General features: G+C 63.2%; 8 protein-coding genes and 1 pseudogene. 6 read left to right on the top strand and 3 right to left on the bottom strand.

The window, feature by feature from the left end; translation table 11 throughout:
* Positions 1-602 precede the first annotated feature (602 nt).
* From D7V80_RS43550 to D7V80_RS37395, 6 genes are all read left to right on the top strand, one after another.
* Positions 603-731, top strand: a complete 129-nt coding sequence (locus D7V80_RS43550; RefSeq protein ID WP_255417678.1) for a hypothetical protein — start codon at positions 603-605, stop codon at positions 729-731.
* A gap of 189 nt (positions 732-920) precedes the next feature.
* Positions 921-1,745 carry an AfsA-related hotdog domain-containing protein gene (locus D7V80_RS37415; protein WP_120592618.1) on the top strand — a complete coding sequence of 275 codons (825 nt, stop codon included), beginning with the start codon at positions 921-923 and terminating at the stop codon, positions 1,743-1,745.
* Positions 1,742-2,389 carry an isoprenylcysteine carboxylmethyltransferase family protein gene (locus D7V80_RS37410; protein WP_120592617.1) on the top strand — a complete coding sequence of 216 codons (648 nt, stop codon included), beginning with the start codon at positions 1,742-1,744 and terminating at the stop codon, positions 2,387-2,389. Before D7V80_RS37415 ends, D7V80_RS37410 begins: the two co-directional genes overlap by 4 nt.
* Positions 2,377-3,339 carry an NAD(P)-dependent oxidoreductase gene (locus tag D7V80_RS37405; RefSeq protein ID WP_120592616.1) on the top strand — a complete coding sequence of 321 codons (963 nt, stop codon included), beginning with the start codon at positions 2,377-2,379 and terminating at the stop codon, positions 3,337-3,339. The genes D7V80_RS37410 and D7V80_RS37405 overlap by 13 nt, the downstream gene beginning before the upstream one ends.
* Positions 3,340-3,353: 14 nt before the next feature.
* Positions 3,354-6,050 (top strand): PEP/pyruvate-binding domain-containing protein, encoded by a 2,697-nt coding sequence (locus D7V80_RS37400; RefSeq protein WP_120592615.1) that lies wholly within the window; start codon positions 3,354-3,356, stop codon positions 6,048-6,050.
* Positions 6,047-6,934, top strand: a complete 888-nt coding sequence (locus tag D7V80_RS37395; protein ID WP_233586018.1) for a hypothetical protein — start codon at positions 6,047-6,049, stop codon at positions 6,932-6,934. Before D7V80_RS37400 ends, D7V80_RS37395 begins: the two co-directional genes overlap by 4 nt.
* 97 nt (positions 6,935-7,031) lie before the next feature.
* Here D7V80_RS37395 and D7V80_RS43240 read toward each other — a convergent pair.
* From D7V80_RS43240 to D7V80_RS37380, 3 genes and pseudogenes are all read right to left on the bottom strand, one after another.
* Positions 7,032-7,777 (bottom strand): annotated as a pseudogene (locus D7V80_RS43240) (IS5 family transposase).
* Between the two features lie 444 nt (positions 7,778-8,221).
* Positions 8,222-8,911 carry a hypothetical protein gene (locus tag D7V80_RS41590; protein WP_147447343.1) on the bottom strand — a complete coding sequence of 230 codons (690 nt, stop codon included), beginning with the start codon at positions 8,909-8,911 and terminating at the stop codon, positions 8,222-8,224.
* A gap of 9 nt (positions 8,912-8,920) precedes the next feature.
* Positions 8,921-10,108: an AAA family ATPase gene (locus D7V80_RS37380; RefSeq protein ID WP_120592614.1), complete on the bottom strand. Its 1,188-nt coding sequence runs from the start codon at positions 10,106-10,108 to the stop codon at positions 8,921-8,923.
* Positions 10,109-11,180 lie beyond the last annotated feature (1,072 nt).

The raw sequence follows: 11,180 nt of genomic DNA, 5'->3' as shown, positions 1-11,180 counted from the left end.
TCCCACGCCCGCCTGCCCGCCACCTGTCCTGCTGGGGGCGCACCGTCATCACGCCCCCGCCGGGCTACAACCCACGACCTGTCCGACTGTCCGACAGGTTGCGCACCGCCGGTGTCACACCTGTTTCATGTGTTCACCATCGGCCGCAGCCCTCGGGAACCCGCACGTGCGCGGCCGGCTTCTGTCACCCGCCTCCAGCCCTCGACACAGTGCGGTTGATGCAGGGCGTCGTGTGTCTTCGGTGACGGGGCGAGGCGAGGTCCACCATGATGCCGCCTCAGGCCCGAGGACTCTTTGGCGGATCCGCCATCCAGCCGGGCACCTGGGACGAGTTCCTGGGCACGGGCGTCGCGCCACGGGAGGACGTGCTGCGGCTGTTGGACGCTCCCCGGAGGAGTTCTCCCGGATGCAGGCGCTGGCGGAGCGGGCGCTGATGAACCAGGGCGTGACGTTCTCCGTCTACGCGGACCGGCGCGGCACGGAGCGCATCTTCCCCTTCTGCCTCATCCCCCGGCTGGTGTCGGCGCAGGTGGAGCGCGGGCTGGAGCAGCGCGTGAGAGCGTGTGTCAGGACTTCGCGAACGTGTTCATCTGACACACCACGTGCGCGTGGCGGTGGGGCGCCAGGACTCCGACGCGACGCCCACGACGGGAACCATCTACCTGGGCGGTGGTGGGGAGAAGCTGGAGGTGCTGGTCCGCTGCGAACCGGAGTCTCCCGAGGGGCAGTGAGCCCGCGGGCGCACCGCCTGTCTCAATCCAAGACGCATTTCGCGACGTGTCATGATGGTTCATGAGACAGGCCCACGAATCCCTCCGGGTCTGATCTCCCGCCTCGTGAAAGCGGGCCTTCCCCGGTTCTCGTGTTGAGACATCGCGATTCCTAGACTGCCTTTCCCCCTCAGTTGGAGAAAGGCAGACATGGATTCCGTTTCCAGCCATCCCGAGCGCCGCTTGCGGGTGGCGTCGCCGGAGGCCGTCCCCTTCCTGCTCGTGCCGGAGCCCCTTCTTCCGGAAGTCGAGCACCCCTGTCGCATCCCGGTGAAGAACGTGGAGGAGGCGGAGTTCCTGGCCGCCGTGCTGCAGGAGCACTGCGGCCTCTACCTGGGCGCGCGCGCCGCCGAGTTCCCCGCGCTGGCGGAGTGGGCGGATGCCACGCCAGTGGGCGTGCGCGTGGGCGAGCAGTGGAAGAAGGATCCGCCGGAGAACGTCTCCGAGCTCCTGGCCCGCATCCCCGTGCGAAACGCCGTCTCCGAGGGACGGCAGTCCTTCACCGAGGCGGAGCAGGCCCGTCCGCTGGAGCGCATCGACCCGGTGCTCGTGCACAAGCGCGACCCGGCGAACGTGCTGCTCGCCAACGCCTGCCGGGTGGGGGCGCTCCATCAATTCAACGCGTTCACCGATTCGCCGGAGTTCGTCTTCGACCATCCCTCCGAGCACGTGCAGGGCATGCTCCTCACGGAGCTGGCCCGGCAGGCGGCCATCGCGGCCATCCACGGCGTGGGGCTGCCGTTGGACTGGTCGCTCATCCTGACGCGCCTGACGCTGGAGTTCCGGCGCTTCGTGCGCAACGACGTGCCGGTGGTGATCCGCACCTTCGCCAGCTTCCGGCTCCCGGAGTGGGCGGAGCCGGTGCGCAGCGACGGGCGCCGCAACCGCATGTGGATCGCCGTGCAGGGCTGGCAGGAAGACACCTGCTGCTATTCGGGGCTGATTGGCGCCGTGAGCGCGAAGGCGGCGTCATGAAGGGCCTGCACCGTTGGATGCCCACGCTGCTGCTGGTGACGGGCGTGGGGCTGCTGATTCCGCTGGGCTTGCGGCAGGTGATGCGGACGCCGGAGGACAGCCGGCCCATCGCGGCCCTGATGCTGGGCCTGTACCTGACGTGGATGCTGGTGGAGAGCCGGGTGACGCTGCGGGAGACGCAGAAGCCCACCGCGGAGCGGGACAGCGCCACGCTGGAGCTGTATGCGATTGCCCGTCTGACCACCATCCTCCTGGCGGTCGCGTTCCCCGCGTTGGAGCTGGGGCCGGCGCCGCGAGCAGTGGGGCTGTTCTGCTTCATCGCCGGGGTGTCGCTGCGGCTCACGGCCATCCGCACGTTGGGGAAGGCCTATTCGCACCGGGTGCGGCTGCCGGACGCGAGCCTGCTCGTGACGGAAGGCGTGTACCGGAGGCTCCGGCACCCGGCGTACACCGGCATGCTGCTGGCGCACGTGGGCTACCTGCTGGTGTTCCCCGCGGTCGTGGGCATCGCGGTGTTCGCGCTGCTGTTCGTGCCGGCGGTCCTCCTGCGCATCCGGCACGAGGAGCGGCTCTTGCTGGGCTCCTTCCCGGGCTACGCCGAGTACGCGGCGAGCCGCAAGCGGCTGGTCCCATGGGTCTGGTAGGCGGCTTCGGAGTCGTGCTCACGGGCGCGACCGGCATGGTGGGGCAGGCGTTCCTGCGCCAGCGCGGAGCGCATCCCGTGCACGCGCTGGTGCGCTCGCCCGACGGCCGTGAGTGGGGAGACGGTGTGCACGTCGTGCGGGGAGATCTGCACGGCATTCCGGACGCGTTGTTCCCGCCGTATCCCTACGTCGTCCTGCATCTGGCCACGAAGCAGCGGGACACGGACGGAACGGGCTACGAGCGGACCAACGTGGACGGCACACGGCGGCTCCTGTCGCGGCTCACGAGGGATTGCCGGGGCGTCCTCTTCGGCAGCTCCATGTCTGTCTATGGCGCGGGTCCCCACCGGGGCGTGAAGGAGGATCATCCGCTCCGGCCCGTCACCGCGCTGGCCCGCTCCCGAGTGGCGGCGGAGGACGTCGTCACGGAACACGCGGTCCGGACCGGTCTGCACGCGGCGCTGCTCCGGCCGCGCTTCCTGCTCGGGCGCGGAGACCGGTTCGTCCTGCCCGCGATGGTGAAGCTCCTGAAGCAGGGCGTGCAGGTCGGGGGCGACGCGGTGGGGTGCTCGGTCATCGATGTGGATGACCTGGGGCGCATCCTCTGGAGGCTCGCGCGGCGGATGGTGGAGACGCCGCGTCACGAACAACAGGCGTTCAACGTCGCGTACTCACAACCGCTCTTGCGAGGCGAGTTCCTGGGCGCGGTGGGGCGGGGGCTGGGACTGCCCCCTCCACTCGTGAAGGTCCGTGCCCCCGGTTGGCTCCCGCGAGTCCTGCGGGAGGCCCCCAGCCGGAGGGCCCGGGCGATGGCGGAGCGTCTGGAGTTGCTGGTCCATTCACAGTGTCTGGATGTCTCGCGGCTCGCGGCGGTGCTCGGGCCGGAGGACCTGTTGGCGAGGTCCCCGGTGGATGCCCTGCGGAGCGCGCTCAATGACTTTCGTTCCTGAAGGAATCCCCTGACATGCCTTCCCCCCAACCGCTCGTCTCCATGACCGAGGCCGGCGACCCCCAGCACGTCGGCCAGAAGTTCGCGCGCCAGCAGCACCTGGCGAAGCACGGCTTCCCGGTCCCCGAATTCTTCTGTCTCACGACCACGATGTTCCAGGAGGTGGCGGCTCCGCTCCAGGCCGGCATCGACCAGCTCACCACGGCGGTGGACCGGACGTCGCATCAGGACATCCGCCGCGTCGCGGAGGAGATTGAGAAGCTCTTCCTCCAGGTCCCGCTGGGCGCCGAGCGCGAAGCCACCCTCCTGGATGCCTTTGACCGGACCTTCGGCGCGGGAGGCATGGTGGCCGTGCGGGCCTCCGTGGTGGGCCGTGCACTGGAGGAGAGCGAGGACTCGGAGACGGATCCATTCGCGGGCGTGAGCTCCACGTTCCTCTACGTGCGGAGGGACACGCTGCTGGACCGCATCCGCCGCTGCTGGGCCTCCGCCTACACACCGGAGGGGCTCATCTACCGGCTGGCGCAGGGCCGCGACGTCCGGGGGCTGATGGTGGCGGTGGGAGTGCAGCGGATGATCCCCGGCCGCCGCTCGTTCGTGGCCTTCACGTGCGACCCGAAGACGACCGAGCGGCGCACGCTGGTCGTCGCGGGGCACGGCATCGGGGAAGGGGTGGTCCAGGAGAAGGTGGGCGTGGACCACTACTTCATCCACCCGGAGACAGGCCACATCGACCGGGAGCTGGCCCACAAGGTGGACATGCTCTGTGAGAGCCCCAAGCCCGGAGGCGAGCTGGTCCGCCGGCCCGTGCCGGAGCACCTGCGGGACGCGCCGTGTCTCACGGACGAGGAGCTGAAGCGGTTGGCCACGCTGGCGAAGGACATCGAGCGCAGCTTCGGCATGCCCCAGGACATCGAGGGCACCTTCACGGAGGACGGCATGCTGCACGTGTTGCAAGCGAGGCCCATCGCCTTCGACTTCCGGAAGATCCGTGTGTGGGGTTGCGGCAACGTCTCGGAGAGCTTCCCGGGTGTCACGACGCCGCTGACGTACTCGCTGGCCAGCTACTTCTACGAGGTCATCTTCTACGACCTCCTGCGCCGCATGAAGGGCGCGGACGCGAGGGCCCTGCACGACCAGACACCCGCGTTCCAGAACATGCTGGGGTTCATCGACGGGCGCGTCTACCACTCGCTGTCGAACCTGATGCACGTCAATGGCATCAACCCGTTCATCGCGGCGACCTCCATGCGGGACCTGGAGGACGTGCTCCAGCGGGACGCATCGCTGGTCATCCGGCTGCCGGGCCACCGTGAGAGCTTCCCCAACACGGCGAGCTACGCATACGCGCTGGGGCGTTCCGCGCTGGGCGCGCTGACCGTCACCGCGACGTTCCAGCGGGACTTCGACGCGTTCGAGGCCTGGTGGAAGCGGACGCTCGCGGGGCTCAGGGCTCTACCCGTGGAAAAGGAGGACCCGCTGGTCCTCATCCATCACTTCCGGCGCGTCTGGACGGAGGTGGGGAACTGGTGGGGCCTGACGCTCATCAATCACTGGTACATCAACACGTGTTTCGGGCTGGCGCGCAGGCTGTTGCTCAAGTGGACCGGGGAGGACCCCAGCGCGTTGCTGGTGGGCCTGATGTGCGGAGCGAAGCCGGACGCGGGCACCCACGCGCTGCTCTCCGCGGTGGCGCTCGCGGAGATGGTGCGCGCGGACCCGGCGCTGGCGAGGCGCTTCGACGAAGGCGAGGCGGAAGCCCTCTGGCGGAGCATCGACGCGGGGGACGTGCCGCCTGGGGTCACTCGAGCCTTTCGTGAGCACCTGAGTGAGTTCGGGGACCGGGGCGTGCAGGAGCTGAACGTAGAGCGCCCGAACCTGCGGGACACGCCGTGGGACCTGGTGCGAGTCGTCCAGTCCTACGCGCGCTCGTCCGTGACGCGCGAGGAGTTGAGGGCGTCGGACAGGGCCAGGCGCACGGAGGCAGAGGCGCAGTTGGCCACGCTCCTCCAGGGGCATCCGTTGCGGAAGCTGGCCATCGAGAAGCTCCTGGCAGGGCTGCGGACGGTGATTGGCCTGCGCGAGGACAGCCGGTTCTGGCGAGGGCAGCTCTTCGGCTTCAGCAAGCAGGTGTTCGCGGCGCTCGGTCAGCGGATGGCGGAGCGGGGCGTGTTGGATGCGCCGCTGGACGTGCATTACCTCACGATGCGCGAGGTGCTGGACCACTTCGAAGGCCGCAGCGTCACGAGAAACCTGGGCGAGCTCGCGAAGCTGAGGCGCAGGGAGCAGCAGGATAATCAGGAGCGCCAGCCGCCGCGGGACTTCACCACGGTGGGAAGCGTGGCGGACGGCATCCCGAGGGTCGTGGAAGCCACAAGCGACAACGCCTCGCTGTTCAAGGGAATCGGTTCGAGCGCGGGCATCGTGGAGGGGACCGCGCGCATCGTGCTGGACCCGGGCGCGGTGGGCTCGCTGGGCAAGGACGACATCCTCATCGCGAAGGAGACGGACCCGGGTTGGCTGTTCCTGATGCTGGCGTCGGGAGGCATTGTCGTTGAGCGCGGCAGCATGCTGTCGCACACGGCGATCGCGGGCCGGAAGTTCGGCATCCCCACGGTGGTGGGCGTGGCGAACGCGACCACGCGCATCCCAGACGGAGCCAGGGTCCGCGTGGATGGCTCCACGGGGACGGTCACGCTGGTGGCGGCATGAGCAGGACCGTCATGGCCCGGGCGCGGGCCACGCTGCGCTTCTCGGTGCAGCGTTACCCGCCGTTGTTCTACCTGCTGGTGATCTCACTCTGGTGCGTGAGCCTGGACGGGATGTTCGGAGTGCTCGACGGGGGCAGGGGGCTGACGTTCTCCCTGGACCTGCTGCACGTCGCGCTGAGCATCTGGGGCGTGGGCTACTTCATGCGCATCGTGGATGAGCTGCGCGACTACGAATACGACCTCGTCCACAACCCAGGGCGAGGTCTGGCGAAAGGAGATGTCACCTTCGGGGACCTGTACGTGGTGCTGGGCCTCAACGCTGCCGTGTTGCTCGGGACGAACCTGGCGGTGTCGTGGGTACGGGCCGCCATCCTGCTCGGAATCATGGTGCACGCGCTGGTGCTCTGGGCGCTGGAGAAGCACTGGGTCGCGTACCAGCGCAGCATGTTCCTGATGATTGGAATCGCCATCCAGCTCCACGTGGGCCACGGCCTCTTCGTCTGGGTGGCGCACGCGGAGCGCACCGGAACGACGGTGAATCCAAACGGGCTCCTGGCCATCCTGGGAATGGTCTTCCTGTACCTGCACTGGGAGGTGATGCGAAAGACCGCATGGCCAGGGACCACGAAGCCAGGAGAGAAGCTCTACAGCGACGAAGTGGGCTCCACGGCCAGCGCGGTGATTGCCTTCGCGATGATGGCCGGAGCGGTGGGACTATACTTGTGGCTGACTGCGGGCTGGCTCTTTCTTCTGCCCCTGGGAATGGCGGTGATCAACCTGACGCTGTTCTTCAAGAATCGCAGGCCCCGCGCTTTTTCTGGACGGCTGGCGGCCCTGAGCTATTTCGCGCTTCTGCTTGTCACAATTGGATTTGCGTCGCGTTGATGCCGGGAGTGCATTATTTCTGAGTAGTTTCGCCGCCGCCGCGAGACATTCGTCATGTTTCGCTTGTACGGCTGGGGAAACTAGGGGCTGTCCCTGATTACCGCAGCCAAAGAAGCATGGAAGCAACGTGCAGGACGGCGAGGTAGCTCTTCGCCGTCTTGTCGTAGCGGGTGGCCGCAGCCCGAAAGCGCTTGAGGTCGTGGAAGAAGCACTCCACCCGGTAGCGCAACCGATAGAGGGTGCGGTCCAGCGCAGGCGGTTGCTTCCTGCTGGGATGGGGATGAATGACAGGCGTCATTCCCACCTTCAGGGCGTTGGCGCGAATGCGCTCTGCGTCGTAACCGGTGTCCGCGATGAAGGCCTTGCCCTCGGCGTGCACCAACAACTCCTCGGCCATCGTGGACTCATGTTGCTGGCCGGGCGTTATTTCGAGGTGGAGCGGCTTACCGCCCGCCGTTGTGACGGCGTGAACTTTCGTTGAAAAACCTCCTCGAGAACGCCCCAGAGCATTTCTTCGGACCCCCCTTTTCCGCCCGAGGCGTCCTGATGCGCCCGGACGACGGAAGCGTCTGCCAGCGAGCCGAGCTCATCCACCGGAAGTCGCAGGGCCTTGAAGATGGCTTCCCAGCGCCCGACTTGCGCCCAGCGGTGGAAGCGGTTGTAGACGGTCTTCCAGTGGCCGAATCGCTCCGGAAGGTCCCGCCATTGCACCCCAGTCTTCACGCGCCAGATGACGGCGTTGATGAAGTCGCGGTCCCCTCGCTTCGAGGGTGGGCCGCTACGCGAGCCCAGCAAGGGCTTGATGCGGCTCCACTCGGCATCGCTCAGTTCATGTCGGCGCACAGCCAGCGTTGATCATGCCTGACGCTGGCTGGCAACCTCCTGGTGCCCCTCAAGGCCGGGTCCAACGCCCGTGTTTGATCCACCAGGTTGATTTTCGGGCCGGAGATCAGGGACAGCCCCTAGCTGGTCGCAGACGTCGCAGGCACGCCTGTTGCTGGCGGCGCAGCAAAAGCCCTATCTACGAAGCCAAACCTCCCGAGAATATTCGCAACGAGAGCCTGATTGCGATCTCGCGAATGGGCTGTCGAAACAAGGATTGCGATGTGTGTAGTAGTCAAAAAGACAGTGCCTTGAGGCCATGCCTGCTGGCGCATGCGGAATGTCGACAGGCTCTTTGCTTGAGACAGGTGCCTGTCGGCTAATTGGTAATTACGAGGCCTTTGGTTTGTCTGTTTTGGTTTGACCTGATTGCGCTCGTCGTCAATAGCCGGGTGTGAGATGCACCTATTTGCTCGGCGCACTGTTCTTTGTGAGGGATTCTACAAAAAGCCGCAGACTCGCGTTTCGCTGCATGGCGGATTTCAGAGTGCTGGTTTTTCTGAAAGGTTTGCTCCATTCGTTGTATCGGTCAAATGTGTTTCTCTGAAAGTCGCGTTTGCGCTCCTTGGTGGAGCGAATGTTGGGTCTATTCAAAGCTCTCTGAAGGGTTTCCTTGGGGCTGGGATACTTAGACGTCTCCTGGGGAGAAAAGAGCGTTAATAGCCAAGCGTCAGATTCCTCAATTGCGATGGCATAGTGAATTCGCTCTGTGCCGCGGCCAGCTAGCCATTCGTCGATTTTTATGGCGATGCGCCTACGCAACTCCTCAGCTGATTCAGGACTGCGCTCGCCTGACGGGCGCGATACGTCGTAGCCGCTTAGCTCGCATTCCGCCGCATCGATATGGATGATGACCATCCGTGGTTCGTCAATTGGGCTGGTTAGGAATTCTTCGATGCGTGAGTAGTCGGTACACTCTTTTTTTACGAGCTCCCAGTTGCTGAAGCTTTCTTCCGCCTGGGTTGCAAGGTCTGTCTCGTCTTGTTGGTATTCAGGTCTTAGATGTGTGACATATTCATACTCGATCCCAAGGCTGCCTTTTAGGATGTTTCCAATGACAGCCAGATCGCCGCGTCCTTCAGCGATAATCCCCATTCGCATAATTTAGAATGCCTTGGGGATGCCACCCAGGTGGCCGCGCATCCACAACTCCGAGAGCTTGTATTTTGCCCCGTCGACCTCTGGCTTTACTTTAACTCGCCGTGTGGTGGTTTGCCCCTCGTCGTTTCGATAGACGACGAAGAGTCGTTGCTCTTCATCGTGAAGGTTCAATCCATCCAAGATCGCGGGGTTGTGCGTGGTGATGAGCGTCTGTTTCCCATGCTCCTTGGCCATTGCCGCGAGCGCCTTCATGAGTTCTCGGCAAAGTTGCGGATTGAGCGCGGTTTCGATGTTGTCTATTCCGAAAAATGACGGAGTCTTGTCAGACAGGAATAGCGCGAGGTAGAATAGTATGTGGAGAATGCCTTCATTGGCGTTTTCGGCTGAAAAAATATTGTTTCCTTTTCGCATGAAGCGATCTTGGAAGTAAAGTCTAGATGTGCTCCGCCCGAGTTTGTGGCCCTTGAATTTCAATTCGTCTTCAGTGTCGACAATGAATCTGTCAAACCAAGAGATGATGCTGCAATAGTGTTCCAGTTTTTTTAGTTGGTCTGTGTCGAGAGCGGATAGGAATACATCAAGATTTTCACCGTTGATGCCAAGAGGCGTCCGTCTGCTCACATTGTGGATGCCGCGAAGCGCAAGCGGGTTTAGATCATAGATGCAGAAAGACTCAAGTGCCCTGGCGGATTGGGGCAGTTGAGACATGATTAAATCTGCTAGGTTGATGGTGGGCTCCGGATTGGCAGATGATCGGGAGGAATCGAGAGCGCTGGCTTGCTTTCTCAATGCCTCGGCTACATCCCTGGCGAGTTGGTGCGAGAAATCGTATGACGCCAGATTCCATGTCGCGCCAATGGCTCCCTCATCCATGGGTGACAAGGATAAGCCAAAGCCCGTCCCTTGCCTTGTTTCTTTGGGGAGGTATTGGATGCTGAAGTCCACTTTTTTTGGCGTCTTGGTTTTTGAAAACGAGCTGATCATGATTGATGGTTTTGCAATCCGAACGCCTCGAGTATAGAGCTCTTCGATTGATAGTTTATTGGAGATGGCTGCGCCCATTGTTGCGATGGCTTCTAGGATATTGGTCTTCCCAGAGCCATTTTCACCTATGAAGACATTTGTTCGTCCTAGTTCGAGCGTGTGTTCGGCGATTGATTTGAAGTTTTTGATGTGGAACTCTGTGATCATCTTTGTTTTCCTGTGTGAAAGAGTGGTTTGTGCATCTCGTTGCCTGTGTGGGGAATGAACATGAGAAGAGTCGCCGGATTCGCATCGGCATCAGCATCCCTGTGTATCACCGGTAATGCGTCCAGTGTAGGGAGAAGTGGTGGCCACCCGGAGCCGATGCCCATCGGTATGATAGATTCGAGGACCTGAAGTAAACTTAGAACCCCCTCTCGACGCCTTCCCTGGTCCGGCGCTTGCCTGAGTGGCGCTCCCCCGATGCTTGGTCGGCCAAAGTGCTCTGACTGGGGGGATGCCACATGTGGCTGACTTGCTCTTGGGTCGGAGGCCTCAGCCAGAGAGAGACAGTGGCTTCAAGGGATAGGACGCATGGGGAGGGAATGCCGGGTATTCCTCGCCGGCTCACTCGGGTAGCGAAAATGCTTTCTTGGGTGCACACCCTGGCGCGAGTTGGCCTTCAAGGTCAGGTGGAAGGTTAGATGGTGCAAAGATGCTGTTTGGAATTCGATGCTAGGCGGGCTTCAGTGGCTTCTGGAGCTAACGTTGGTTTGGAGACTGCGAGGATCGTTCAAATTGATCCAGAGTGAAGTGCGCGCCGGGAAGACGACAGAAGTGCTGAGTGCAACCACCTCTGGCCACACTGGTGTTTCCATGCCGTTCCGGCGAGAGCTTGCGGTTCAATCTTTCACCTGCGCCTTTGCTTCAACGGCATCATGCTGCTGTCAATTTTCGCTGGTTCATTGGGAGAGGCCCTAAGTTGCTGTGTTGATGGGGGGGGTGGATTTGGACGAGTGCCTTGTCTGTGTGATCTGCGGGTGGCATTTTGCCCATTTTTTGAGGCTGCTTCGATATCGAGAAGCACCAACTGACGCAGTCGCACGTGAAGTTAATAGCGCCGCCATTACAGCTTTCCGGTTGGGCTTGCGACGTTGCGTTGCTAGTTCGGACCTGAGGCATCCCCTCATTCATAGGACGGCGTAGACCTCTCGGAAGAACATCTGCGCAAGGACCAGTTCGCCGAAACGCCTCATCAGTGGCTCGAATCGATGTTCTTTCATCATCGGCAGCGCGCCGT

The organism is Corallococcus sp. CA054B (assembly GCF_003611625.1).
In the GTDB taxonomy this organism is placed as follows: Bacteria; Myxococcota; Myxococcia; order Myxococcales; family Myxococcaceae; genus Corallococcus; species Corallococcus coralloides.
The sequence above is the reverse complement of the archived record's forward strand: the minus strand, read 5'-3'. Positions and strand labels throughout refer to the sequence as shown.

Bases quoted from the DNA above. Each gene is read 5' to 3' on its own strand.
- D7V80_RS41590 (WP_147447343.1), bottom strand. From the start codon at position 8,911: ATGGGGATTATCGCTGAAGGACGCGGCGATCTGGCTGTCATTGGAAAC.
- D7V80_RS37410 (WP_120592617.1), top strand. From the start codon at position 1,742: ATGAAGGGCCTGCACCGTTGGATGCCCACGCTGCTGCTGGTGACGGGC.
- D7V80_RS37415 (WP_120592618.1), top strand. From the start codon at position 921: ATGGATTCCGTTTCCAGCCATCCCGAGCGCCGCTTGCGGGTGGCGTCG.
- D7V80_RS37405 (WP_120592616.1), top strand. From the start codon at position 2,377: ATGGGTCTGGTAGGCGGCTTCGGAGTCGTGCTCACGGGCGCGACCGGC.
- D7V80_RS37400 (WP_120592615.1), top strand. From the start codon at position 3,354: ATGCCTTCCCCCCAACCGCTCGTCTCCATGACCGAGGCCGGCGACCCC.
- D7V80_RS37395 (WP_233586018.1), top strand. From the start codon at position 6,047: ATGAGCAGGACCGTCATGGCCCGGGCGCGGGCCACGCTGCGCTTCTCG.
- D7V80_RS37380 (WP_120592614.1), bottom strand. From the start codon at position 10,108: ATGATCACAGAGTTCCACATCAAAAACTTCAAATCAATCGCCGAACAC.